24 protein-coding genes are annotated in these 25,285 nt (G+C 67.5%); 7 read left to right on the top strand and 17 right to left on the bottom strand.

Translation table 11 applies throughout. From position 1 onward, the window contains the following. Nucleotides 1–37: 37 nt before the first annotated feature. On the bottom strand, nucleotides 38–256 hold the full coding sequence (locus A5698_RS24280; protein WP_068302228.1) for a hypothetical protein: 219 nt from the start codon (nucleotides 254–256) through the stop codon (nucleotides 38–40). Between the two features lie 89 nt (nucleotides 257–345). Between A5698_RS24280 and A5698_RS24275 the strand changes: the two genes are divergently transcribed. Both A5698_RS24275 and A5698_RS24270 read left to right on the top strand, forming a co-directional pair. Beyond that, a complete protein-coding gene (locus tag A5698_RS24275; RefSeq protein ID WP_068302224.1) occupies nucleotides 346–2,232 on the top strand; it encodes a dynamin family protein in 1,887 nt (628 codons plus the stop codon). Between the two features lie 78 nt (nucleotides 2,233–2,310). After that, nucleotides 2,311–3,804 (top strand): dynamin family protein, encoded by a 1,494-nt coding sequence (locus tag A5698_RS24270; RefSeq protein ID WP_067091913.1) that lies wholly within the window; start codon nucleotides 2,311–2,313, stop codon nucleotides 3,802–3,804. Here A5698_RS24270 and A5698_RS24265 read toward each other — a convergent pair. Genes A5698_RS24265 through A5698_RS24220 form a run of 10 tightly spaced genes read right to left on the bottom strand, consistent with a single transcriptional unit; the run spans nucleotide 3,801 to nucleotide 14,367 of the window. After that, entirely contained in the window at nucleotides 3,801–4,259 is a 459-nt protein-coding gene (locus A5698_RS24265) for a hypothetical protein (RefSeq protein WP_084792603.1), read from the bottom strand. The two genes, A5698_RS24270 and A5698_RS24265, sit on opposite strands and share 4 nt — an antisense overlap. 19 nt (nucleotides 4,260–4,278) lie before the next feature. Beyond that, nucleotides 4,279–4,764, bottom strand: coding sequence for a hypothetical protein (locus tag A5698_RS24260; RefSeq protein WP_084792604.1), 486 nt, complete (start codon nucleotides 4,762–4,764; stop codon nucleotides 4,279–4,281). A 39-nt stretch (nucleotides 4,765–4,803) separates the two neighbouring features. Continuing rightward, a complete protein-coding gene (locus tag A5698_RS24255) occupies nucleotides 4,804–5,736 on the bottom strand; it encodes an LLM class F420-dependent oxidoreductase (protein ID WP_068302234.1) in 933 nt (310 codons plus the stop codon). Nucleotides 5,737–5,758: 22 nt separating this feature from the next. Next, a complete protein-coding gene (locus A5698_RS24250) occupies nucleotides 5,759–7,045 on the bottom strand; it encodes an HNH endonuclease (protein WP_068302217.1) in 1,287 nt (428 codons plus the stop codon). Nucleotides 7,046–7,093: 48 nt separating this feature from the next. Further along, nucleotides 7,094–7,720, bottom strand: a complete 627-nt coding sequence (locus tag A5698_RS24245) for a TIGR03085 family metal-binding protein (RefSeq protein ID WP_068302214.1) — start codon at nucleotides 7,718–7,720, stop codon at nucleotides 7,094–7,096. 26 nt (nucleotides 7,721–7,746) lie between these two features. Further along, nucleotides 7,747–8,223, bottom strand: coding sequence for a hemerythrin domain-containing protein (locus A5698_RS24240; protein ID WP_068302211.1), 477 nt, complete (start codon nucleotides 8,221–8,223; stop codon nucleotides 7,747–7,749). Nucleotides 8,224–8,235: 12 nt separating this feature from the next. Further along, nucleotides 8,236–10,575, bottom strand: coding sequence for an arylsulfatase (locus tag A5698_RS24235; RefSeq protein ID WP_068302208.1), 2,340 nt, complete (start codon nucleotides 10,573–10,575; stop codon nucleotides 8,236–8,238). Nucleotides 10,576–10,627: 52 nt separating this feature from the next. Continuing rightward, nucleotides 10,628–11,224 (bottom strand): hypothetical protein, encoded by a 597-nt coding sequence (locus A5698_RS24230; protein ID WP_067091897.1) that lies wholly within the window; start codon nucleotides 11,222–11,224, stop codon nucleotides 10,628–10,630. Nucleotides 11,225–11,236: 12 nt separating this feature from the next. Further along, nucleotides 11,237–12,853 (bottom strand): long-chain fatty acid--CoA ligase, encoded by a 1,617-nt coding sequence (locus A5698_RS24225; protein WP_067091895.1) that lies wholly within the window; start codon nucleotides 12,851–12,853, stop codon nucleotides 11,237–11,239. Beyond that, entirely contained in the window at nucleotides 12,850–14,367 is a 1,518-nt protein-coding gene (locus tag A5698_RS24220; protein ID WP_068302205.1) for a WS/DGAT/MGAT family O-acyltransferase, read from the bottom strand. The genes A5698_RS24225 and A5698_RS24220 overlap by 4 nt, the downstream gene beginning before the upstream one ends. A 116-nt stretch (nucleotides 14,368–14,483) precedes the next feature. Here A5698_RS24220 and A5698_RS24215 point away from each other — a divergent pair, with 116 nt between their 5' ends. Continuing rightward, the gene (locus A5698_RS24215) at nucleotides 14,484–15,749 is read left to right on the top strand and encodes a PucR family transcriptional regulator (RefSeq protein WP_067091971.1); all 1,266 of its coding nucleotides are present in this window, start codon (nucleotides 14,484–14,486) and stop codon (nucleotides 15,747–15,749) included. Here A5698_RS24215 and A5698_RS24210 read toward each other — a convergent pair. The 3 genes from A5698_RS24210 to A5698_RS24200 all read right to left on the bottom strand — a co-directional run bounded on the left by A5698_RS24210 (nucleotide 15,742) and on the right by A5698_RS24200 (nucleotide 17,795). Next, complete coding sequence (locus A5698_RS24210) at nucleotides 15,742–16,530, bottom strand: SDR family NAD(P)-dependent oxidoreductase (RefSeq protein ID WP_068302202.1); 789 nt, start codon at nucleotides 16,528–16,530, stop codon at nucleotides 15,742–15,744. The genes A5698_RS24215 and A5698_RS24210 overlap by 8 nt on opposite strands. Continuing rightward, nucleotides 16,527–17,375 carry an SDR family NAD(P)-dependent oxidoreductase gene (locus A5698_RS24205; RefSeq protein WP_068302231.1) on the bottom strand — a complete coding sequence of 283 codons (849 nt, stop codon included), beginning with the start codon at nucleotides 17,373–17,375 and terminating at the stop codon, nucleotides 16,527–16,529. The genes A5698_RS24210 and A5698_RS24205 overlap by 4 nt, the downstream gene beginning before the upstream one ends. A 105-nt stretch (nucleotides 17,376–17,480) precedes the next feature. Next, nucleotides 17,481–17,795 carry an alpha/beta hydrolase fold domain-containing protein gene (locus tag A5698_RS24200; protein WP_084792601.1) on the bottom strand — a complete coding sequence of 105 codons (315 nt, stop codon included), beginning with the start codon at nucleotides 17,793–17,795 and terminating at the stop codon, nucleotides 17,481–17,483. A gap of 297 nt (nucleotides 17,796–18,092) precedes the next feature. Here A5698_RS24200 and dnaK point away from each other — a divergent pair, with 297 nt between their 5' ends. The 4 genes from dnaK to A5698_RS24180 all read left to right on the top strand — a co-directional run bounded on the left by dnaK (nucleotide 18,093) and on the right by A5698_RS24180 (nucleotide 22,314). Continuing rightward, nucleotides 18,093–19,952, top strand: a complete 1,860-nt coding sequence (dnaK, locus tag A5698_RS24195) for a molecular chaperone DnaK (RefSeq protein ID WP_068302193.1) — start codon at nucleotides 18,093–18,095, stop codon at nucleotides 19,950–19,952. Further along, on the top strand, nucleotides 19,949–20,587 hold the full coding sequence (gene grpE, locus A5698_RS24190) for a nucleotide exchange factor GrpE (RefSeq protein WP_067091884.1): 639 nt from the start codon (nucleotides 19,949–19,951) through the stop codon (nucleotides 20,585–20,587). The genes dnaK and grpE overlap by 4 nt, the downstream gene beginning before the upstream one ends. A gap of 153 nt (nucleotides 20,588–20,740) precedes the next feature. Next, nucleotides 20,741–21,910 (top strand): molecular chaperone DnaJ, encoded by a 1,170-nt coding sequence (dnaJ, locus tag A5698_RS24185; protein ID WP_068302190.1) that lies wholly within the window; start codon nucleotides 20,741–20,743, stop codon nucleotides 21,908–21,910. After that, on the top strand, nucleotides 21,910–22,314 hold the full coding sequence (locus tag A5698_RS24180) for a heat shock protein transcriptional repressor HspR (RefSeq protein WP_067091880.1): 405 nt from the start codon (nucleotides 21,910–21,912) through the stop codon (nucleotides 22,312–22,314). The genes dnaJ and A5698_RS24180 overlap by 1 nt, the downstream gene beginning before the upstream one ends. Nucleotides 22,315–22,322: 8 nt before the next feature. On the opposite strand, the gene A5698_RS24175 is transcribed toward A5698_RS24180, so the two are convergent. The 3 genes from A5698_RS24175 to A5698_RS29150 all read right to left on the bottom strand — a co-directional run. Next, nucleotides 22,323–23,225, bottom strand: a complete 903-nt coding sequence (locus A5698_RS24175) for an aldose 1-epimerase (protein WP_068302189.1) — start codon at nucleotides 23,223–23,225, stop codon at nucleotides 22,323–22,325. 142 nt (nucleotides 23,226–23,367) lie between these two features. Further along, nucleotides 23,368–24,531, bottom strand: coding sequence for an FAD-binding oxidoreductase (locus A5698_RS24170; RefSeq protein WP_068302187.1), 1,164 nt, complete (start codon nucleotides 24,529–24,531; stop codon nucleotides 23,368–23,370). 16 nt (nucleotides 24,532–24,547) lie between these two features. Next, nucleotides 24,548–25,285: hypothetical protein (locus tag A5698_RS29150; protein WP_068302185.1), on the bottom strand; the 738-nt coding region annotated here is incomplete at its 5' end.

Here is a 25,285-nt window from a genome sequence, read left to right as displayed (position 1 = left end):
GCAGTTTGATCCCCGCCAGTGGCGTTGTGTGTTCGGTTCAGAACAGGCCGGCGTCGACGGTGGTGTCGACATCGACGTCGGTGTTGACCTGACCGGAGTTGTCGGTCGAGTTGTCCTGTCCGGAGTTGTCGACCGAATTGTCGACCGAGTTGTCCACCGAGTTGTCCTCGACACTCGTGCCGCCGGAGATCCCGCCCGACACGCTGCCGTCGATGTCGACACCACCGTCGACGCCGGCCTGTTCTGAACCGAACACACAACGCCACTGGCGGGGATCAAACTGCGATCCCCGCCAGTCGGCACGTCTACCGTTGACTCACCGGCCCAACCGGATACGAGGACTTGATGACGCAAGGCAATGATCGACAGGCGACGCGGGCCAAGCAGGCGCAGCCGGACAGGCAATCGAAGGTCATCGTCGAGCTGATCGACCACACCAGCCGGATCGCCGACGCCAACGAGCGCGGTGATCTGGTCGAGCGGCTGGCCAAAGCCAAGGAACGCATCACCGATCCGCAGATCCGGGTGGTGATCGCCGGTCAGCTCAAGCAGGGCAAGAGCCAGTTGTTGAACTCGCTTCTGAACGTTCCCGTCTCGCGGGTCGGTGACGACGAGAGCACGGTGCTGCCGACCGTGGTGACGTACGGGGAGACCGCTGCGGCCAAGCTCATCGTGGCGCGCGGTGAGGGCGAGGAGCCCGATGCCGTCGAGATCCCGATGACCGACATCAAGAACGATCTGCGACGGGCCCCCCAGGCCAACGGGCGTGAGGTGATTCGGGTGGAGGTCACCGCCGCCAGCCCGCTGCTCAAGAACGGGCTCGCATTCGTCGACACCCCGGGCGTCGGCGGCCACGGACAACCGCATCTGTCCGCGACGCTGGGCCTGCTGCCCGACGCCGACGCGGTGCTGATGTGCAGCGACACCAGCCAGGAGTTCACCGAGCCCGAGATGACCTTCATGCGACAGGCATTCGAGATCTGCCCTGTCGCAACGATCATCGCGACGAAGACGGACCTCTACCCACACTGGCGCCAGATCGTCGACGCCAACAAGGCGCATTTACAGCGTGCGGGAGTGGACGTGCCGATGATCCCGGCGTCCTCGCTGCTGCGCACCCACGCCATCCAGCTCAACGACAAGGAGCTCAACGAGGAGTCGAACTTCCCGGCGATCGTGAGGTTCCTCAGCGAGCAGGTGCTGGCGCGAAAGAACGACCGGATCCGTGACCACGTCGTGAACGAGATCTATTCGGCGGCCGAGCATTTGACGCTCAAGGTCAAGGCCGAGCTGGCGGTGCTCAACGACCCCGAGACCCGGGACCGGCTGAAGGAGGACCTGGAACGGCGCAAGCAGGAGGCCCAGGACGCGTTGCAGCAGACCGCGCTGTGGCAGCAGGTGCTCAACGACGGAATCGCCGATCTGACCGCCGATGTCGACCACGATCTGCGCGGGCGGTTCCGCATCATCAGCCAGCACATCGAGAAGGTCATCGACAACTGCGACCCGACGCATCACTGGGCCGAGATCGGAGCCGAGCTCGAGAACGCGGTCGCCACGGCCGTTGGCGACAACTTCGTCTGGGCCTATCAACGGGCCGAGGCGCTGGCCGCCGAGGTGGCCCGCACGTTCGTCGAGGCCGGTCTCGACGCGGTCAACATGCCGCAACTGGACCCCAGCCGCATGGGCGCCAGCCTCGGGGAGATGAAATCGCTGGGCAAGCTCGAAGCCAAACCCGTCGGCAAAGGCCGCAAGCTGACCATGGGCATGCAGGGGTCCTACGGCGGCGTGCTGATGTTCGGCATGATGACGTCGTTCGCCGGCCTGGGCATGTTCAACCCGATCTCCCTCGGCGCGGGTCTGCTGATGGGGCGTACGGCGTTCCGGGAGAACATGGAGAACCGGATGCTGCGGGTTCGCAACGAGGCCAAGACCAACACCCGCCGCTTCATCGACGACACGCAGTTCGCGGTCGGCAAGGAATCGCGCGACCGGCTCAAGGCGATTCAGCGGCAGCTGCGTGACCACTATCGTGGCATCGCCAATCAAACCTCTCGATCTCTCAACGAGTCGCTGCAGGCGACCATCGCCGCCGCACAGGTGCAGGAGGCCGAACGCAACGGCCGGATCAAAGAACTCGAGCGTCAGCTCAACATCCTCAATCAGGTCACCGAGCACGCGGTCAAACTGCTGCCCGCCGGCTCTGCGCCGGATCCCGTTGGGACCACATAGCGGCGTCGGTGCATAAGCTGGACTCTTGGCCATCGCCGAACGGGGAGAGCAGCCAGGAGCATTGGTGGGTAGCGCGAAATGAGCACGAGCGATCAGGTGCGCGCAATCCTGGGTGGCACCATCCAGGCCTACCAGGCCGACCCCGCCTATCGGCAGCGCCCCGATGTGCATCGCGAACTCGAGCGCATCGGCGGTCGGCTCAATCAGCCGATCCGGATCGCGCTGGCCGGCACGCTCAAGGCGGGCAAGTCGACGTTGGTGAATGCGCTTGTGGGCGAGGACATTGCGCCCACCGACGCGACGGAGGCCACCCGAATCGTAACGTGGTTCCGGCATGGGCCCACGCCGAAGGTGACCGCTAATCATCGCGGCGGCAGGCGATCGAACGTGCCGATCGGGCGCGATCCCAATGAGGGCGGCCTGACGTTCGACTTCGCCACGCTCGACCCCGAGGACATCGTCGACCTCGATGTGGAGTGGCCGGCCGCTGAGCTGATCGACACCACGATCATCGACACCCCCGGCACCTCGTCGTTGTCCCGGGACGTCTCGGAGCGCACCCTGCGCCTGCTCGTACCCGAGGACGGGGTGCCGCGCGTCGACGCGGTGGTCTTCCTGCTGCGGACTCTGAACGCCGCCGATATTGCGCTGCTCAAGCAGATCGGCGAACTGGTCGGCGGGTCGGCGGGCGCATTGGGTGTGATCGGTGTGGCCTCGCGCGCCGACGAGATCGGCGCCGGGCGCATCGATGCGATGTTGTCAGCCAGGGACGTCGCGACGCGCTTCACCGCCGAGATGGAGCGCACCGGAACATGTCAGGCCGTGGTGCCGGTGTCCGGGCTGCTGGCGTTGACGGCACGAACGTTGCGGCAGAGCGAGTTCGTCGCGTTGGAGAAGCTCGCCGGGGTGGACGCTGCCGAGCTGACGAAGGCGATGTTGTCGGTGGACCGCTTCGTCCGCGAGGACAGCTCGCTGCCCGTGGACGCCGCGACCAGGGCGGCGCTGCTGGACCGGTTCGGGATGTTCGGGATCCGGATCTCGATCGCGGTGCTGCGCGCCGGTGTCAGCGATTCGGTGGCCCTGGCCGACGAGTTGTTGGAGCGCAGCGGGCTGGTGGCGCTGCGGGAGGTCATCGATCAGCAGTTTGCGCAGCGGTCGGATCTGCTCAAGGCGCACACCGCGTTGTTGTCGCTGCGGCAGTTCGTGCAGACCAACCCGATCTACGCCACCCCGTACATCCTCGCCGACATCGACCCGCTGCTCGCCGATACGCACGCGTTCGAGGAGTTGCGCCTGCTGAGCCAGTTACGTTCGCGGCCAACGACTTTGAACGACGACGAGATGGCGTCGCTGCGCCGGATCATTGGGGGTTCGGGTACCGACGCGGCCAGCAGGCTCGGCCTTCAACCGGACAATCCGTACGACGGGCCGCGGGCGGCGTTCGCGGCGGCACAGCGCTGGCGCAGGCGTGCCGAGCATCCGCTGAACGACCCGTTCACCACTCGGGCCTGTCGGGCGGCAGTGCGTAGCGCGGAGGCCTTGGTGGCGGAGTACGCGGCCCGCGGCCGCTAGGGGGTCGGCGACTCCGTCACCGTCTCCGTCACGGTTTCGGTGCTGGTTTCGGTGCTGATGCTCGTCGTCGGCGGGGTGGTCGTGGTGGTCGTCGTCGTGGTGGTCGTCGGCTCGGTGGTCGTGGTGGTCTCCGGCGGCGCGGTGATGGTCTCCGTGACGGTCTGCGGTGACACCGACGTGGTGGGGACGACGGAGCGCGAGGTCGTGGTCAACGGCGTAAGCGAGGTGCGTTCGGTCGTCGAGTCGTCGCCGCTGATCAAGCTCGCGAGCAGCCACACGATGAGGGCGACGAGCAGGGCGCCGATCGCCCCGAACGCGACCAGTGCCGCCGGCTTGCGGTACCACGGTTCCGGCTCTTCGGGAGGCACACCGGGACCCCCGTCGCCGTAATTGATGTAGGCCGTGGGTTCGTTGTCGGGATTGTTCGGGTCGTCCGGAGATCCGTATCGCGCCACGGCCATCGATAGTAGGCGCTCAGGGGTACGGATTGAGCGTGCGCGTCACATTCGTCCGGGGTCGGCGCGTCGTGCGGGTCGTGGTGGGCTCCTCGGCCTCGCCGGCCTCACTGCTAGGCGGTGTCCGACTGGTCGTCGTCGAGGTGCTGGACGTGGTCTCTGTGCCTAAAGTCGTTTCACTGCCCGAGGTCGTCGACTCCGACGGCAGGGGGTCGTTGATCTCGGTGGTCTGCGGTGGGCTGGTGCTCGTGATGGTTCCCGTCGTGAGGGTCGCGGAGGGGCCCGTCGGGGTCTCTGTCGCCGTGAACGTCGGCTCGACGAAATCCACCGGCGCCGGCGTCTGCTCATTGAACCGCCCGGCGAAGAAGGAGATCGCCAGCACGAGGAGACCGATCGCGGCCAGGCCGAGAAGGCTTGCGCCGACGACTTCGGGGGTGCGGTTGTACCAAGGCTGCGGCGGCGGGTCTCCACCGCTGCGGTGATCGTTGCCGTTGCTGCCGGGCACGGCCACTGATCGTAGGGCCGGTGGCCCGCGCGCGCCTGTTCAGCGCAGTTGCGGCAGCACCTCGCGCGCGAAGAACTCCAGGTGGTCCAGGTCCGACATGTCGAGAACCTGCAGGTATACGCGCTGCACGCCCGCCTGCAGGAATGGTCCCAGCTTGTCGACGATTTCGGCGGGCGTGCCCACCGTGGGGGAGTTGCTGCGAAGCTCGTCGACCTCACGCCCGATCGCCGCCGCCCGGCGGGCGATCTCGTCCTCGTCGCGGCCCGCGCACAGCACGAACGCCGCGGAGTACATCATCGAGTCCGCGGACCGACCGGCGTCGGCGACAGCTGCGGCAACCCGCTCGAACTGCGTCTTGACCGTCTCCAGCGGTACGAACGGCACGTTGAACTCGGAGGCGAACCTCGCCGCGAGCGCCGGCGTCCGCTTGGCGCCCTGGCCGCCGATGATGACTGGCGGGTGCGGCGACTGCGCCGGCTTGGGCAGGCCGGGGGAGTCGACGATCGTGTAGTGCTGACCGGAGTAGTCGAACGTCTCACCCTGCGGCGTCGTCCACAGTCCAGTGATGATGTCGAGCTGTTCGCCGAGCCGGTCGAAGCGTTCGCGGAGCGGCGGAAACGGGATCGCGTACGCCTGGTGTTCGGCTTCGAACCAGCCCGCGCCGATACCGAATTCCACTCGGCCGCCGCTCATTTCGTCGACCTGCGCCACGGAGATCGCCAACGGCCCCGGATACCGGAAGGTCGCCGAGGTCACCATGGTGCCGAGACGGATCGTCGACGTCTCGCGGGCGATGCCTGCCAGGGTGACCCACGAGTCGGTCGGGCCGGGCAGTCCGTCGCCGCTCATCGCCAGGTAGTGATCGGAGCGGAAGAATGCGGAGAAGCCCAGCTCCTCTGCGGTCTGCGCGACGGCGAGTTGGTCGGCGTACGACGCGCCCTGCTGCGGTTCGACGAAAACCCGGAAATCCAGCGGTGAGCTCACGGCTGCCAGCTTAGGCGGCGTGCAGGTTGGTCAGTGCGACTCCGATGCGTGCTTCGACTTCGCTTAGGTGAACCACCGAGCGGCCGGGGAGCCGTGGGGCGGCCGAGGGGTACTGCGCGCCGGTAGGCGTGGTGAACTCGGCGTGGTGGCCACCGTCCACCTGGCAGGTTTGCACCTGCCAGCCCGGGGTCTCCTTGACGTAGTTGCACCGCTCGCACAGGCCCAGCCCATTGACCAGATGCGTTGGGCCACCGCGGTGTGCGGGCACCGCGTGGTCGCGGTGGCGAATCGGTGCATCGCAGTAAGGGGTGCGACATCGTTGATCGCGCAATCCGATGAAGCGGGCCATCGCCCGCGGGAAGCGCCGTGAGCGCGACTCCATCGTTACCAGCACCCCCGAGTCCGGACGTCTGTACAGCCGACGCAGTGTGGCTCGCGACCGCTTGTCCGAGGCGGCGGTCTGCACCAGCGTGCGCGCCACCGCGGCCGGTATCGGACCGTAGCCGTCGACGAGCGCTGGGCTTGTGTCGTCGCCCATCAACGCCTCATCCGAGATCACCAGGTTGACCGCGATCGGCTCGGGAACCTCGGCCGGCCGACCGGTGACCCGCTCCACCAGGGTGTCGGCCATCACCTGACCTCGTCCCCGGTCGTCGAAGGTGGTGTCGGAGGCGCGCTTGAGCGCGGCGTAGACGGACACCCCCTGGCGCATGGGCAGCAGCGCGGTCACGTAGGACATGGTGTCGGGCGCGGGCCGGATGGTCACGGTGCGATCGGCCTCGGCTCGTGCAGCGCGGTCGACGAACGCCTGAGGATCGAGCCGGTAGGCGATGGCTTTGGCATCTGCGGCGATGCGTGCGTCGCCCTTTCCCTCCAAAGTCTGTACATCCGAGCACATCTCGTCATCCAGCGCGCGGCGGTCCTCCACGCTCAGACAGGCGGACTCACGCACGATCAGTGTCGCCCGCCACTCCGACAGGACCCCGCCCTCCAACGCGGCCAGTGTGTGGGGCATCTCGTCGACCAACGCCTTGGCGAACCCGAGGTGGCGACCACCCTGCGACGGCGAGACGCGCCGGGCCAAGGCGATTTCGCTGGAAACCCCGCGACCCCGTTTGGCCGCGGGCACGCCGGCGGCGGCCTCGCTGGCGCGCCGTGAAGCGTCGAGCAGGGCCGAAGCCCGGGCCTGCCCCGCCGCGGCGGCCGCTTTAACCCGCTCCAACCAGGCGATCCGCTCGACCAGAGCAGCCTCGTCCACGCGGGGGTCCACCTCCGCCAGCTGCGTGGTCTCGAACATGTGTTCGACACTATCACGCAGCACCGACACGCGACGGCGAAACTGTGGCTACAGCCCGCGCCGGTTCTTGCGGACGGCGTCGACCACGGCTGCGTCGCCCTCGAACTCGACGCGAACCTCGTCGCGACCGGAGACGAACAGCAGCAATTCCTGCGCCTCGCCGATGACGGTCAACGGCTCACCCTTCCCGACGGTGGCGAGCGACTTGCCCTGCGGGGTCTTCAGCGTCATCCGAGCCGGCGCTTTCGCCAGCGTCATCCGGGCCATCAGCGGCAGTGACCGGGTCAGCGCTGTGACCGTGGCGTCGTCGAGAGGCCTCGGCTCCCAACCAGATTGGGCGCGGCGGACATCTTCGTGGTGGATGTACATCTCGCCCATGTTGGCCACCGGGTCGAGCAGCTTGAACGGCGAATACAGCGGCGGGCCGGACGCGACCTTGTCGAGCAGTGCCCCCCACTCGGAGCCCTGGGCGGTCTGCCGCTGGACCCTGTCGGTGTAACCGGCGAGCGCGGGGACCATGATGCCCGGCGTGGCGTCGAGCCTGCGTTCGCGCACCACCAGGTGCGCGGCGAGATCACGGGTCGTCCAGTCCCCGCACAGCGTGGGAGCGTCGGGACCCACCTCGCGCATGGTCTCGACGAGTGCGGCGCGTTCCCGTTGTGCAGCGGTGGTCATCTCTCCACCTTAGGGACGGCCACTCGTCACACGCCCCACTTGACCATCTCGCGGTCGGGATGAGCCGCGTGCCACGCCGCGATCGCGGCGTCCCAGTCCTCGCCGTCCAATTCCGTGAGCGAGGCGGGGAAGATGCCGTCCTCTTCCTTGCGGGTGTGCTCCCAGAGGTCCTCGACGGCGACGCGCACGGCTTGCTGATCGGCCTCCCTGGCCAGATCCACCGAGGCGAGCAGGTCGGCGAGTTCGCGGTGCTCACGAATCAGAGGCTCGATGTGTTCGGCGAACAACTCCTCGCCTTGGAGCACCTTGAACAGGCCCTCTTCCTCGCCGCGCCAGTGGGACTCGAGTGCCTCGGCCATCTCGGCCAGCAGGCGTCGCGCGGTGTCGAGGTCACCGCGGTCTATGCGGCGGACGGCCTCGCCGCCCAGGTTGAGGACATGGGCGTGCTCCGCGATGTAGTCGCGGATCAGCGGCAAGTCACGGCACCCGCAGTACTGACACATCGCTCGCGGTCCTCAGGTATAAGCGACATGGACACGGTCGATGACCCCCTCGAACGGGAACGGGGCGCGCTCGCGGTAGTCCAGTGAAACCGGTGAGCCGAGGCAGGTGCCGATGTCGAGGCAGTCGTTGGCGGTGAACAACAGCGGCGCGCTCACGGGAACCTGTCCTGTCGCAACGGTTCCCCCTCCGACAACCAGAGTGATGTCCAGTGGTCCGGCGGGTCGCTGTTCGGCGTAACGGGTCTGAACCGAGATGGTGGTGCGCCCCGGCGGGACCTTCGCGTCGGACCGGATCTTGGTGCGCTGCAGGATGAACAGGTTGTACTCGTAACACAAGTACCCGTCGTCGAAATAACAGGTCAACCCTCCGGCGCCGGCTCCGAGCGCATACAGCACGCCGTTCGCGTCTGCGGGCACCTCGGCCTCGATCGTGACGACATTGTTCTTGTTGCCCAGCGCTGGTGCACAGAACTCTGGCATGCGCACCGTATCTGCCGAGAACTCCCACTCCCGGTACGGCGGGGAGATCCGCAACTCGGGGTGATAGACCGGCACCCACAATCCGCCGCCGATTGGGAGCACCGAATTGCGCGCCGCCTCGATGGCGAACACCTCCCGCAGCTGGGCGAGCTTGTCGGGGTGCTGCTCCGCGAGATCATCAGCCTGCGACCAATCTTCGTCGAGGTGGTACAGCTCCCAAACATCGGCATCGGGGGTCCACGTCGCGATGCCCTCGGGCTGGCCGGGCACCCACGGCAGCCGAGGCCCACGGGCACAGGCCATCCATCCCTGGTGGTAGATCGCGCGGCTGCCCATGATCTCGAAGTACTGAGTCTCCTTGCCGCCCGCGGCCGTGCGGTCGACAAGGGTGGACGCGAAACTTGCTCCGGCAAGCGGTATCTGCGGTTCACCGTTGACCACGCGCGGTGCCTCGATGCCGACAACGTCGTAGATGGTGGGCACCACGTCGTTGCAGTGCAGGAAGGTGTCGCGCGGTACCGGATCGGGACCGATTCTCGCCGGCCACTTGACCGCCATCGGGTTGCGGGTGCCGCCGAGATGCGAGGCGAGCAGCTTCATTCCCTTATACGGTGTGCTGCCCGCCCATGCCCACCCGGCGTGGTACTGGTTGTCAACCAGAGGTGACCCGAGCACGTCGAGGCCGCCGAGCTCGTCGAGCGCGTCGATGTGCTGGCGGACTGTTGTCGGAATCCCGTTCTGCGCCAACAATTCGGCGATCGTGCCGTTCTGGCCTTCACCCGATGAACCGTTGTCGCCCCAGATGTAGAGGAACAGCGTGTTGTCGCCGTAGCCGAGCCGGTCCAACTCGTCGGCGAGACGGCCGACTTGGACGTCGACATGCTCGGCGTAGCCCGCCGCGACCTCCATGAGGCGCCGCTGAAACGGCTTCTCGTCCTCGGGGATGCTGTCCCAGGACGCCAGGGTGTCGTCGCGCTCGGTGAGCTTGCAGTCCGGTGGAAGCCAGCCCTTCTCCTTGGCCCGCTCGAACACACGCTGTCGGTAGGCGTCCCAGCCGTCGTCGAACCTGCCTGCGTACTTGTCCGCCCATTCCTTCATGATGTGGTGTGGGCCGTGCAGGCATCCGCTGGCCCAATACATGAAGAAGGGCTTGTCGGCGTTTAATGCCTTGTGCCGGCGTAACCAGGCGACGGCGTCGTCGGCCAGATCCTCCGAGAGGTGATAGCCCTCCTCCGGTGTCCGGGGTGGCGTGACGACGGTGGTGTTGCGCACCAGGTGCGGCTCGTACTGGGAGGCCTCGCCGGCGAGGAATCCGTAGAAGTACTCGAAACCCAAACCGGTAGGCCAATTCTCGAATGGCCCCGCGGCCGTCGTCTCTTCGGCCGGGGTGTTGTGCCACTTGCCGAACGCGGCGGTGGCATAGCCGTATTGTTTGAGCACTTCGGCGACCGTCGCGCTGGACCGCGGGATCTTTCCGGCGTAACCGTCCCAGTCGTTGGCCAGTTCCGCGATCTGACCGTTGCCGATCTCGTGGTGGTTGCGTCCGGTCAGCAGTGATGCCCGAGTGGGCGAGCACATCGCGGTGGTGTGAAACCTGTTGTACGACACTCCCTCGGCGCAGACCCGATCCAGGGTGTCGGTGCGGACTTCCCCGCCGAACGTCGTCGGCAGGCCGGGGCCGGCGTCGTCGATCAGCACGATGATGATGTTGGGCGCATCGTCGTGCAGGCGCCGCGGGACGGTCCGCTGGGCGTAGGTGGACTCCTGGAGCGTGCGGCCGGCGATGCTGGCCGACGGAATGGGCGCGAACGGTAGCGTCTCGCCCCCCGGCAGCTTCGCAGCGACCACATCGGTGTCAGCACGTTCGGGCATCGTGGTCCTTTCGCCGGTTCCGACTCATCACCCTAGACACTGCGGGCTGTGGTCATCGCAGGAACGGATTGTGTTCCGGCAGCGGCTTGATCAGCGGGTCGAGCAGCGCAGCGGACTGTTCGATGGTGAGCACGTCGGCCGGGTCGAGCATGATGAACTCGCGTGCGTTCTCGTCGTACTCCCACACGTCCTCACCGACGAGCAGTCCGTCTTCGTAGGGCCAGATCATGTGCTCGGCGGTCTTGACCAGATAGGTGGCCTGAGGATCGGCGGGCACCCCCTCGGCCGCCAGGATGGCGCCGGGGGTTTGTTGATAGATGAACGAGGTCGACACGATCATGTCGTCGCTGACCGCCAGCTTCTCGTCGTCGACATAGAAAACGCACTGCGCCGTGTCCCGCCATTGCCGGTACAGCGCCTTGACGGCATCCGCGCCCTCGACGGTCACGCTCTTGCCGAGCATGTTGAAGTGGTAGACGGGTTTCTCGACCGTCATGTCCGGAGCGAAGATCTCCTCGTACCGGCCGGCCATCTCCAGGTAGCGGTGCCGGTTGTAGGCGTGCAGCAGGTAGAGATGACGGGGGTTGTCCGTGGTCTCGATCAAGCGCTCCACGGCCCGGTTGGTCTGGGAGATGTCGAATCTGCTCATGGTGGGTTCCTTTCAGGCTGTGGTGAACAGGTTTCGTAGGACGGATTTCTTGAACTTGCCGGTTGCGGTGCAGGGGATCGCTTCCATGAACTCGAACCGGTCGGGCAGTTGCCATTTGGCGAACTCCCGGGCTAGGTGGTCGCGCAGTTCATCGGCCGATGCTCGCCCGCCGTCGCGGAGCACCACGACGGCCAGCGGGCGCTCGCCCCAGCGTTCGTCGGGCACCGCGATCACGGCGGCCTGCGCGACGGCGGCGTGCGACATGAGCTGGTTCTCCAGGTCCACCGAGGAGATCCATTCGCCGCCGGACTTGACGAGGTCTTTCGACCGATCGCAGATCCGGATGCAGCCGTGCGGGTCGATCCGAACCACGTCTCCGGTGCGGAACCAGCCGTCGGGTGTGAAGCTGTCGGCACCCCGCCCGCTGTGGTAGCTCGACGCGACCCAGGGGCCGCGCACCTCCAATTCGCCCATGGCGGCGTCGTCCCAGGCGATGAGCGCTCCGTTGTCGTCGCGCGCCCGGATCTCGAAGAACGGGGTGGCGGCACCCTGCCGGGTGCGATGGCTGTACTGCTCGTCACGCTCGCTCTCGAAGAGGCGCCCCGGCAGCCGGCAGACGGCTCCCAGCGGTGCGGTCTCGGTCATTCCCCACGCCTGCACGACGGTCAAGCCGTGGCGGTCGAACCCCTCGAACATCGACCGCGGCACGGCCGCCCCCCCGACGATCAGCCGGTCCAGCTCGGACAGGTCCCACTTGTCCGGTTCGGCGTCGAGTGCCGCGAGCATCCCCATCCACACCGTCGGCACACCCGCCGTCATCGTGACCCGTTCAGCGGCACACAGGTCGAGCACGCTCTCGGCATCCAGCCGCGGCCCCGGCAACACCAGACGGGCGCCGGCCAGCGCCGCCGCGTACGGCAGGCCCCACGCGTTGGCGTGGAACATCGGCACGACGGGAAGAATCGTGTCGTGTGCCGATACCGCCAGCTGGTCGGGCAGCGCGGCGACAAGCGAATGCAACGTCAGCGCCCGGTGGGAATACACCACACCCTTGGGCCGTCCGGTGGTGCCGGACGTGTAACACATCGCCGCCGCGCGGTGTTCGTCGAGAACGGGCCACTCGACAGGCTCGGCGTCGGCTATGAGCGACTCGTAGTCCAGTGTTCCCGCCGGTGCTTCGCCGGTGTGCGTGACGACGATGACGTGCGCGAAAGAGCATGCGCTACAGAAGCGTTCGAACACCTCCAACAGTGACTCGTCGACGACGATCACGTTGTCTTCGGCGTCGCCGACGATGTAGCCGAGTTCGTCGGGAAACAGCCGCGGGTTGAGTGTGTGGATGACCGCACCCATGGCGGGAACCGCGAAGTACAGTTCGAGGTGTTCACTCTGGTTCCACAGCAAGGTGGCCACCGGTTCGCCCTCGCGCACACCGAGTGCCGACAGTGCTCCGGCGAGCCGTCGTGCCCTACTCGCGCAGGCGCCGAGGGTGGTTCGGGCGATCGCCCCCGACGGACGGCGTGACACGACCGGCTGGTCGGCGTGGAACCGTTCGGCGCGTTCCACGATGGCGGTCAGCGTGAGTGGGTAGTCGTCCATGCTGTTGCTGCGCAGCATGTGGGCGGTCATGAGGTCGCCTTCCTGCGAGTTGGGGTCTTCCTGCGTTGCGACATGGCTGAATTCGCCGCATCGGCGGCGTCACGCAGTTCGTCCAGGCCGGCGCGCAGAGCGTCGAGGATCGGCCACGGGTCGTCGACGAGTTCGCGGTCGACGACGATGCCGAACTCGAGTGAGTCCTGGTAGCTCATCACGGTGATGTTGATGCCGATTCCGTCGAGCACCCCCGAGACCGGGAACTGCGCGCGCTGGCGGGCACCGCCGAGGTACAGCGGGGCCGACGGGCCCGGAACATTCGAGATCATCACGTTCGCAGGCTGATTCAGCCCGCGCAGGCCCGCCAGTCGCGATGTCGCCCTGGCCGCCTGAGCGAACAGCGCCGGGGGGATGAAGTGGTTGGCGTCCTGCAGCAGCGATGCGGGCAGCGCGCGGTGGCGCTCCTTGGCGTCGCTCATGGCCTCGTTGATGCGGCTCAGCCGCACAACCGGATCGGCCTCATCGGTGGGCAGCGCGGTCAACATCACCGAGACCCGGTTGCCGAAGGTGCCGCGCTGCTCCGGGGTTCGCACCGACATCGGGATGAAGCTGGCGAGCGGCTCGCCGGGCAGCTCGGCCTGGTCGCCGAGCCAGGACCGCAGACCTGCGGTGCAGATGGCCAGGACGACGTCGTTGACGGTGCATCCGAACGTGTTCTTGATGCCCTTGACCTCGCCGAGTGGCAACGAGCCGAAGGCGACGCGGCGGTGCGGTGACACGCGGGCCTGAAACCGGGTGCGCGGCGCGGAGATGTCGCTGCCGCGCAAAGTCGCGCCGACGGCGCCGCCCCGCAACGCGCGCTTGACCAGCCGGCTGCTGCGGGCGATGGCCTTCACGCCGGGCAGGTGCCGAATGGTCGGCACATCGTCGAGGTGCGGCAACGCTGTCGGGCCCGCGCCCAGCACCCGAAACGGCTGGCGCAGCAGGCCCAAAAGGCCGCGGCCCAGCATTTCGACCTCTGAAGGGAAGCTCTCGGCGAGGACCTCCGTCGCGGGTTCGCGCTCGCGGCCCGTCGTGTCGTCGAGCAGGATGCTCATCACCTCGGCGCCGGACACGCCATCGACCGCGGCGTGGTGCATCTTCGTCAGCACCGCGACACCGCCACCGGCGAGGCCGTGGATCACGTACACCTCCCACAGCGGGCGCGCCCGGTCGAGTTGGCGGCCGATGATGCGAGCCACCTGCTCGGCGAGCTGGCGCGCGTCACCCGGCGACGGGAGCGCGAGTTCACGGACGTGGTACTCGATGTCGAAGGTGCCGTCGTCGACCCAGTACGGGTAGTCCAGAGCGAACGGGACCTGTGCGAGCCGCCAGCGGAAGGTGGGCAACAGATGCAAGCGGCTGCCGATGACGTCTCGGACGAGCTCCGCATCCAGCGGCAGGCCGGCCGCGGTGTGCGACTCGTAGACACCGAGGACGCTGACGTGGCCTTGCACGCGATCGTTTTCCATTGCCAGGAACTGGGCGTCGAGGCTGGTCAGTTGTCTCATACCACGATGGTCGTCCGGGCGGGCCCCGGCTTTCTTGTCTGCGCGCGCCAACGTTGTGCCCGGCCGTTGTGGAATTTGCGCATCACCGGTTGGCCGGCGGCGATACCGTGCTCTGCATGGAGCCGGCCTGGGCGGGCGCGCGCGGTGAGGACCGATGTCGGGTGTGGTCGTCGGTGCTGTGTCCTGCGGCCACCGAACTCGCGGCGCGGGCCAATGAGATCTCTGCTGTGGTCAACGATTTCACCAGCGAGCGGCTCCCCGAACTGCTCGCCAGCGCCGAGGCGCTCGAAGTGAACCGGGCGAGCACCGAAGCCAGTATCCGAGATTTCGCCGAGGTGTTGCTGGCCGGTGCCGATCCCGGCGAGGCGGCCCGGCTGGCATCGCCTACGCTGGCCTACGCCCAGGACGGTGCGCAACACGCCATCCCGTTGGCCACCCTGATGCGCAGCTACCGGCTCGCACACGCCGCGACCGCCCAGCACTTCACCTCGATCCTAGAAACCCACGCGCGCGACGCCGAGGAGCTGATCCTGGCAACGGAATTGAGTTCTGAGTGGATGTTCGCCTATGTGGACGCCGCGCTGTGTTTGGTGGAAGAGGTCTACACGGCAGAGCGGGACCGATGGCTGCGCAGTGCCGCCGCGAGCCAGGCCGAGACCATCGGCACCATCCTGGCCGGCGCGCCGATCGACACCGAGGTGGCGAGCAGGCGGTTGCGCCACGACGTCCGCCGAGTGCACGTCGCGGCGATCGCTTGGCTGGACTCGCATGAGGAGGGCCGCAACACCCAAGCACTGCTGGAGTCAGCCATCCGCGACATCGCCGCGGCGATCGGTGACCAGAAGCCACTGGTGCATCCGCTCGGCATCCTCTCGGCAGCGGCGTGGATCGGCTCGCACAGCGAGGTTCCGTCGAAAGTGCTCGACGAGTTGCGCTTTCGCACCGCCACGGCGCCAGGGGTACGGATCGCGGTCGGGGAGCCCGCGCGCGGCATCGCGGGTTTCCGGAGCAGTCACGTTGAGGCGCTTGAAGCCCAACGGGTCGCCCGGCTAACCGGGCGCCCGGCGGGCAGTGTCACGCGTTACCACACCGTCTCGCTGCGTGCGCTTGCCACCGTCGACGCCGACCAGGCAGCGGCGTTCGTGCGACGCGAACTCGGCAAGCTGGGGGCAACGGATGAGGCGACCCGCCGGCTGGCCGCGACGCTGCGGACCTACCTCGAGGAGAACGGCAGCCGCGGACGGACCGCCAAACGGCTGCACGTGCACGAGAACACCGTCGCCTACCGGATCCGTCAGGCCGAGGAACTACTGGGGCGCCCGGTGGACAAGCGCACCCTCGAGTTGCGCGCCGCACTGGCCCTCGTCGAGCTGGTCACCTAGTCAGCATCGCCTCGCGCACCCGCCCGACGCCGGCCAGCCGAGCGACCTCGCCTACCAAAACCGGTGCGAGAGCGCCGAATCCGACCAGCAGTCGCATGCCGGCCGACGCGACCGTCGTCTCTGGCCTATCCCGCTCGACCGCCTGGGCCACCGCTCGCGCGACGTCCTGCGGTGTGCTCGTGCCGAATCCGCGCGGAAGGGTGACGCCGGTGTCGGCCAACATTCCGGCGTCCCGGATCGGTCCGGGGAAGACGGTCGAAACCTCGACGCCCGTTCCGTGCAGTTCCTGCCGCAGGGCCAGGCCGAGGCCCCGCAAGCCCCACTTCGTCGCCGTGTAGACCGAGCCGTTGCCCGGGGTCGCGATCAGGCCCGCTCCCGAGGAGATGAACACGATGTGCCCGCGCCCGCGTCGCTTCATCGGGCCCACCGTCGCCCGTGCGAGGGCCGCCGGAGCGAGAAGATTGACGCGGATGGCATCGGCGATCTCGGCGTCGCTCAGCATCGCCAGGTCTTCCGGGATGCCGACGCCTGCGTTGGCGACGAGCACGTCGACTGGGCCCGCGCGGTCCATCAGGTCGCGCACCTGATCGAGGTCGGCGAGGTCGGCGGTCAGCCCATGGGCTGCCGGTCCCAGTTCGCCGACCAACCGCTTGAGCTCCAGCTCGCGCCGGCCCGTGACCGTCAGCGAACATCCGCGCGCGGCCAGTTCATGTGCGATGGCGTGGCCGATTCCGCCCGTTGCGCCGGTGACCAGGGCGTGTCGACCCGCCAGCTGCGTCATTTCGCCATCTCGGCGGTCCGGGCAGCGACCCACCGCGCCAGCGGCGGAGCGCAGCGCGAGAGGACATACATGACGTGCGCCTCGGCGGCGATGGGCGCCACGGCGCGGTCTCGGTCGACTGTGCGCAGGATGTTGTACGCGACGCGCTCGGGTGAGTACCCGCGCTTGCGGTAGGTCGACGCGAGCCGGGTGCGGCGCTCGTCGAGGTCCCCGTCGCCGCGGATCCGGCTGTTCTGCGTGATGGCGGTGTCGATGATGCCCGGGCACACCGCCGTGACGCCGATGCGGTGTGGCTTGAGCTCCACCCTTAAGGCCTCCGACAACCCGAGGACGGCGAATTTCGTTGCGCTGTAGGCGCTCAGCTGAGGGTTGGCCAGCAGGCCGGCGGCCGAGGACAGGTTGACGACTTGCCCGCCGCGGCCGGACTCGATCATGGTGGGCAGGAAGGCGTCGCAACCGTGCACGACTCCCATCAGGTTGACGCCGATCAGCCACTGCCAGTCCTTGGCGCTGGTGTCGAGGAACCCGCCGACCAGTCCCACGCCGGCGTTGTTGACCACCATGTCCACCCGGTCGAAGCGGTCGAACGTCGCGTCGGCGAACGCGGACATCTCTGCGGCGTCGGACACATCGACATGGCGGGTCAGCACCTGTGTTCCCCGGCTTCGACCCGCATCGGCGGTGTGGGCCAGACCGGCGTCGTCGATGTCGCACAGCGCGAGGTGGGCGCCGCGTTCGGCGCACAGCCGCGCCAGCTCGCGGCCGATGCCGCTGCTCGCGCCGGTGATCACCGCCACCCGGTCGGTGAGGTCTGCGGTTCTGAGTCGGGAACTCGATCGAGGCATGGCGACCACGTTATGGCCGTGACGTCGTGGATCGCTCGTGCGAAGCCGCCAACTGGTCCCTTGCCCGTTGTGGGGCAACGACAATGGCACGCATCCCGGCGCCTCTCACGTCAGGTACTGAATGAGATGAGCGCCGATGAGGGCCATGGCTTCGCGCGCAGTATCCGTTTGCGATCTCGTGAAGCCGTGGTCGATGCCGGGGAAGCGGCGGTGCGTGGTGGCCACACCTCGGCGAGCGAATTCTCTTGCGAGCGCGTCACCTTCAGGGCCGAGCGTGTCGAGTTCGCCGGTCATGACAAGACTGGGCGGCATGGCTTCGGCGAGGGCGGTGTCGAACACCGGGGAGGCCAGTGGTTCGCGTCGGACGCTCGGGTCGACGACGTAGGCCTCGATGGCCGAGCGTTGAGTCGTCGGGGAGATCCGCGGCCGCTATTTCGTCGACGTTCGATCGAAGCGCGAGAGGTCCGTGACCGAGTCGGCCACCGCGCGTCATGTTCGCTTGTGCCGGCGTGACGAAAGCTCGCAGCGAATATGTCGCGGTCCCACCTACCGGCCCGGGGACCAATCCGGGAACAAAACCTGCGGTGGCCCCGTTGAGCCTATCGATACTTGAGTGGAACAGACTCAAGTCTGGGTTGACAGGTTATAGTCTGTCGGCGCAGTCTTGAGTGCGGTGCACTCAGACCCAAAGAAGCAGACTATTCAGGAGGAACCAACATGGCTCGTGCGGTCGGAATCGACCTCGGGACCACCAACTCCGTCGTCGCGGTACTGGAGGGTGGCGACCCCGTCGTCGTCGCCAACTCCGAGGGCTCCCGCACCACGCCGTCCGTCGTCGCGTTCGCGCGCAACGGTGAGGTGCTGGTCGGCCAGCCCGCCAAGAACCAGGCGGTGACCAACGTCGACCGGACGATCCGTTCGGTCAAACGGCACATGGGCACCGACTGGTCGGTGGAGATCGACGGCAAGAAGTACACGGCGCAGGAGATCAGCGCCCGGACGCTGCAGAAGCTGAAGAGGGACGCGGAGAGCTACCTCGGTGAGGACATCACCGATGCGGTCATCACCGTGCCCGCCTACTTCAACGACGCCCAGCGTCAGGCCACCAAGGAGGCCGGCCAGATCGCCGGGCTCAACGTGCTGCGCATCGTCAACGAGCCGACCGCGGCAGCGCTCGCGTACGGCCTGGACAAGGGCGAGAAGGAACAGACGATCCTGGTCTTCGACCTCGGCGGCGGCACGTTCGACGTCTCGCTGCTGGAGATCGGCGAGGGTGTCGTCGAGGTGCGCGCCACCAGCGGTGACAACCACCTGGGCGGCGACGACTGGGACGACCGGATCGTGGAGTGGCTGGTCGACAAGTTCAAGGGCACCTCCGGCATCGACCTGACCAAGGACAAGATGGCGATGCAGCGGCTGCGTGAGGCCGCCGAGAAGGCCAAGATCGAGCTGAGCTCGAGCCAGAGCACGTCGATCAACCTGCCGTACATCACCGTCGACGCGGACAAGAATCCGCTGTTCCTCGACGAGCAGCTGACCCGCGCCGAGTTCCAGCGCATCACCCAGGATCTGCTCGACCGCACGCGTCAGCCGTTCCAGCAGGTGGTCAAGGACGCCGGCATCTCGGTGTCCGATATCGACCATGTGGTCCTGGTCGGCGGCTCGACCCGCATGCCCGCGGTGTCCGATCTGGTCAAGGAGATGACCGGCGGCAAAGAGCCCAACAAGGGCGTCAACCCGGACGAGGTCGTCGCGGTGGGCGCCGCCCTGCAGGCTGGTGTGCTCAAGGGTGAGGTGAAAGACGTTCTGCTGCTTGACGTCACGCCGCTGTCCCTCGGTATCGAGACCAAGGGTGGCGTCATGACCAAGCTGATCGAGCGCAACACCACGATCCCGACCAAGCGGTCGGAGACCTTCACCACCGCCGACGACAACCAGCCGTCGGTGCAGATTCAGGTCTATCAGGGTGAGCGCGAAATCGCGGCGCACAACAAGCTGCTCGGCAGCTTCGAGCTGACCGGTATCCCGCCGGCTCCGCGCGGTGTGCCCCAGATCGAGGTCACCTTCGACATCGACGCCAACGGCATCGTGCACGTGACCGCGAAGGACAAGGGCACCGGCAAGGAGAACACGATCCGCATCCAGGAGGGCTCCGGCCTGTCCAAGGAAGAGATCGACCGGATGATCAAGGACGCCGAGGCGCACGCCGAGGAGGACCGCAAGCGTCGCGAGGAGGCCGACGTCCGTAACCAGGCCGAGTCGCTGGTCTACCAGACGGAGAAGTTCGTCTCCGAGCAGCGCGGCGGCGAGGGCGGCTCCAAGGTCCCCGAGGAGACGTTGGCCAAGGTCGACTCCGCGATTGCCGATGCCAAGAAGGCGCTGGAAGGCACCGACATCGGTGAGATCAAGTCGGCGATGGAGAAGCTGGGCGTCGAATCGCAGGCGCTGGGCCAGGCCATCTACGAGGCCACCCAGGCCGAGCAGGCCGCGGGCGGCGGCGCCGACGCCGGTCCGGCGGACGACAACGTCGTGGACGCCGAGGTCGTTGACGAGGACGCTGACAAGGAGAACAAGTGACAGGAAACGATCCGCACGAGCCGGTGACCGTCACCGACAAACGGCGCATCGATCCGGTCACCGGCGAAGTGAGAGAAGCAGGTTCGGGTTCGGCGGCCGGTGAGGCCGGGGCGGCATCAAGCCCCGGCGAGCCGGCGCCGGACGCGCCCGCACAGAAGGCGGCAGGGGAGGAGGCCGACAAGGCCTCCGAACTGCTGGCCGATCTGCAGCGGGTACAGGCCGATTTCACGAACTACCGCAAGCGTGCGTTGCGCGATCAGCAGGTGGCGGCCGACCGGGCGAAGGCCTCGGTCATCTCGGCGCTGCTGCCGATTCTCGACGACCTCGACCGCGCGCGTAGCCACGGGGACCTCGAGAGCGGTCCGCTCAAGGTGATGGCCGACAAGCTGGTCAACACCCTTGAAGGGCTTGGCCTTTCGGCGTTCGGCGCCGAAGGCGACGAGTTCGACCCTGAACTCCACGAGGCCGTGCAGCACGAGGGTGAGGGCACTCACCCCGTCTTGGGCACCGTGATGCGACGCGGTTACAAGGTCGGCGATCAGGTCGTGCGCCACGCCTTGGTGGGCGTGGTGGACACGGTCCCCGACGGCGGTGACGGCGCCGCGGGTGACGCTTCGCCGGAAGCCGAAGCCTGATGGGGAGAAGGTGGCGCGGAATAGCCGAAACGGGCGGATTCTGCGCCACCTTCGACTCGGCGGCGGCGACTAATCCGGCGCGATTCGTCGTCAATCATCAAAATCGGAATGAGACTGCGATAAACAGACAAGAGCGGAAGGAGGTGACGCGGTATGGCCCAGCGTGAGTGGGTCGAGAAGGACTTCTACAAGGAGCTCGGCGTCTCCTCTGACGCCAGCGATCAGGAAATCAAGCGGGCGGCCCGAAAGCTACTCGCGGAAAACCATCCCGACCGCAATCCGGGGAACTCGGCTGCCGAAGAGCGGTACAAGGCCGTCTCCGAGGCCAAAGAGGTGCTGACGGATCCGGCCAAACGCAAGGAGTACGACGAGACCCGGCGCTTGTTCGCCAACGGCGGTTTCGGCCGCGGTCGGTTCGGCGGCGGTGGCGGCTTCGGCGGCGGCGACGGCGTCGAGTTCAACCTGAACGACCTCTTCGATGCGGCCGGCCAGACCGGCGGCGCCAACATCGGCGATCTCTTCGGTGGGCTCTTCGGCCGCGGCGCTCAGCAGCCGCGACCCAGCAGGCCGCGCCGCGGCAACGACCTCGAGACCGAGACGGAGCTGTCGTTCCTGGAAGCCACCAAGGGTGTGGCGATGCCGTTGCGGCTCACCAGTCCCGCACCGTGCACGAACTGTCACGGCAGCGGCGCCCGCCCCGGCACCAGCCCGAAGGTCTGCCCGAACTGCAACGGGTCCGGGGTGATCAACCGCAACCAGGGCGCGTTCGGGTTCTCCGAGCCGTGCACGGAATGCCGTGGCAGCGGCTCGATCATCGAGCACCCCTGCCAGGAGTGCAAGGGCACCGGTGTGACCACCCGCACCCGCACGATCAACGTGCGGATCCCGCCGGGCGTCGAGGACGGACAACGAATCCGGTTGGCCGGCCAGGGCGAAGCGGGCCTGCGCGGTGCACCGTCGGGCGACCTGTACGTCACCGTTCACGTGCGTCCCGACAAGGTGTTCGGCCGCGACGGCGACGACCTGACCGTCACCGTACCCGTCAGCTTCCACGAGTTGGCGCTTGGTACAACGCTTTCGGTGCCGACGCTCGAGGGCAAGGTCGGTGTTCGGGTGCCCAAGGGCACGTCGGACGGGCGCATCCTGCGCGTGCGCGGGCGCGGTGTGCCGAAACGCTCCGGCGGACACGGCGATCTGCTCGTGACGGTGAAGGTCGCGGTCCCGCCCAATCTCGAGGGTGAGGCGGCCGAGGCGTTGGAGGCCTATGCGAAGGCGGAGCGGGCCAGCGGCTTCGATCCGCGGGCTGGATGGGCAGGTGCGTGATGGCAGCGAAACGGCCGAACGACGAGGCGCGGACGTTCCTGATCTCCGTCGCCGCTGAGCTGGCCGGCATGCACGCCCAGACGCTGCGCACCTATGACCGGCTCGGCCTGGTGCGCCCGCAACGCACCTCGGGCGGCGGCAGGCGTTACTCGCAGCACGACGTCGAACTTCTCCGCGAGGTGCAGCGGCTGAGCCAGGACGAGGGTGTCAACCTCGCCGGGATCAAACGCATCATCGAGCTGACCAACCAGGTCGAGGCGCTGCAGGCTAGGGTCCGGGAGCTGACCGACGAAGTGGAGGCGTTGCGGGGGTCTCAGCGCCGCGATCTGGCCGTGATGCCGAAGAGCACCGCGGTCGTGGTCTGGCAACCTGGAGCCGCTCGGCGGCGACGTCAGGCGGAGTAACAAACTCCTCAAGAAACAATGATCGAGAACCGAGCGGTCTCCGGCTTGCCGGGGGCCGCTTTTCGGTATCCGCCTCTGCGTAGCGCATCCGTCGGTGCCGCCATCGGTTCGATACCGATCAGGTCGTCATTGGGTGGGGCGAACAGTTGCGCTGCGGGATAACCGGTTTCGAACCGGACCTCGATGCGGCGCTCACCGCCGGCGAGGGTGAACACCGCGCCTTCTGGGACCTGGTCGAAACCGTCGTCGTAGGCGGTGACCTTCAATTGCTCTGCGCCGCCGGGCCATTGCTCGTGAGCGCCGGTGGGGATGTCGTTGTCGTCCACCGGCAGGTGGCGCATCGCCGGGGTGCTCAGCGTCCACTCCTCGCGCGGGACGCCGGGGATCTTCAGGTACGGGTGGTAGCCGAAGCACAGCGGCACGTCCGCCGACGAAGTGGGCGCGACCGTCGTCTCGATGGTGAGCGTGCGATCGCCGAGCGTGACGTGTTGGGTGAGTAGGTGCGGAAACGGAAACGACGCGAGCAGTTCGGCGTTGGCGCCGTAGTCGAGTTCGGCGGTCAGCATGTTCTCGGTGCGGGTGGTGACCTTCCACCCCGGGTAGGCGGCGAGCACACCGTGAATCGGCGCGCCGTGCTCGTCGGTGCGGACCCCGTTTGCGCCCGGGGTAAGGGTGACGACCGACCCGTCGACCTCATAGGTATTGGCGCTCAACCGGTTCGCCCACGGATACAGGATCGGGATGCCCATCGTCTTGCCGTTGTTCACGTAGGCGGTCAAGCCGCGGCGCTGACCGAGGAATTCGTCGCCCGACTCGGCCAGCGACGTGCCGATCATCCCGGCAGCCGGGACGAAAGTCGCGGTCAGGTCCGACGACGGGTCCTTCAGCGTGACGGCATCGAAGTCAACCACCAGACGATCGTCGCACGCCGGGCTCAGATGAAGCCACGACAGCGCGTGCCTGCGCGATTTGTGAAACCAGCTGCGCTCATCGCGACGAAACCGTCGTCAGATTCACAATTCAGCGGGTGCGACCGCCGTCGTGCCGCGCGATTCAGGAGCTCAGCGGATCGTGCTGAATGCGTTCGGCCGGTGCTCCTTTGGCGAGCAGCGCCGCCTTGGTCGCCGTCACCATGTTCGGGCTTCCGCAGATCAGGATCTGCCGATCGCCCCAGTTGCCGTAGCGGGTGACGACGTCGGCCAGCGTGCCGGTCTGTCGCACGTGCAGGCCGCGCGGCGGTTGCACGTCCGGATACTCGGCGGCCCACGGCGGGTCGACGTTGAACTCCGAGACCGGGGTGACCGACAGCCAAGGGTTCTGCGACGCGATCTCCCACAGCGTGCGCAGGTCGTACAGGTCGCAGGGATACCGTCCGCCGAAGAACAGGTGGACCCGCGGGTTGACGGCCCACCGGGTCAGGTCCATGATCAGCGTCCGCAGCGGCGCCAGCCCGGTACTGCCGGCCACCATCAGCACGTCGCCACCATCGCGGTCCACGTGCAGCCCGCCATGCGGATTGGACAGCCGCCATCTGTCACCGGGTTTCGTCTCGGCGACGATCGCGGTGCTCACCATGCCGCCGGCCACCGAGCGGATGTGGAATTCGATCGCGCCGGAGGGCTCGGTCGGTATCGACGGGCTCAGATACCGCCACCGGCGCGGCCACTGCGGAACCTGAACCGTCACGTACTGGCCCGGGTGGTAGAACAGCGGACGGTCCAGTTGCAATCGCACGACGGAGACGTCGCGGGTGACCCGCAGGTGCTCGATGACCGTGCCGTCGCAGAACGGCGGCCCCTGCTCCGCGTCGGCGGCCCCGCGCATCACCCCGATCATCAACGCGACGACGTCGTGTGCGGTCTCGGCGAGCCTGTCGTCCCAGCGCTCGGCCAAGTGATTACGGAAGCTGGCGTACAGCGCGGTTTGCATGGTGTCGTAATGCCGTTGCAGGACACCGTATTTACGGTGGTCCCGGCCGAGCTGAGCGAGGAAGGCGACCGGTTCCTGGGCCCGTTGGGCGACGAGTTCGCCCAGCACCCAGGTGACGGCGTGGCCGAACCGCTGACGCTGCTCGTCCATGTCCGGCGGAAACAGGTCGCGCACCGAGATGTCGATCGCGAACCAATGGGTGTAGAAGCTGCGGATCAGGTCCGAGCCGGACGCGGGATCGACCGCGTCGCGCAGCATGCTCAGCGCTTCACGGTCGTCGAGTCCCACGCGGCCCGAGTGTATGTCAGCCGGGCGTCACCCTTCGCTGCCGAAGCGCCGCCAGCACGATGAGCGCCACTCCGACGGCCGTCCAGCAGGCCAGCACGAGGACCGGTACCGCGGCGCCTGCGCCGTCGAAGAAGGCCGCGGACCGCAGCAGGGTGGCGTTGGCGCCCTGAGGCATGAACTGGCCGAACTCTCCCCAGCCGCTGGGCAGCAGTTCGGGGGCGCTGGTCAAACCGGACAGCGGGTTGCCGACGAGCAACGCGAGCACCGCACCCAGCGCCAGGCCGACCCGTCCGAACAGCGACCCCAGCCCCAAAATCGTCAACCCCATCGCCAGGGCGCCCAGCGTCAGCGCACCGGCGACTCCCCAGAAGTTCGCCTCGATCGAGCCCGTCACCCAGCGCAGCAGCGCGGCGATGGACAGCCCGGCCACGCCCGCGAAAACCACGGCGGCTGTGAAGCGGGTCCACACCTCCCGCTTGAGCGCGAACATCAAGGCGATCGCGGGCAGCAGCCCGGCGAGGGTGATGGGCAGGGCGGAGGCGGCCAGGCCGGCGCCGCGCGGATCGTCGGCGGTCGGGGGCGCCAGGTCCTCGACGTGCAACTGCGTGCCGGTCTTCTGCGCGATGCCGTTGCCGATCTGGGACAACATCTGGGCGACCGTCGGGCTGGCGCCGGTCGCGGTCATCAGCGTGGGTCCCTCCGGCCCGAACGCGATGCCGCCGTACACGTCGCGGTTGCGGATGGCCTCGCGAAG

It is taken from the genome of Mycobacterium sp. E136 (assembly GCF_001666865.1).
Lineage (GTDB): Bacteria > Actinomycetota > Actinomycetes > Mycobacteriales > Mycobacteriaceae > Mycobacterium.
The sequence above is the reverse complement of the archived record's forward strand: the minus strand, read 5'-3'. Positions and strand labels throughout refer to the sequence as shown.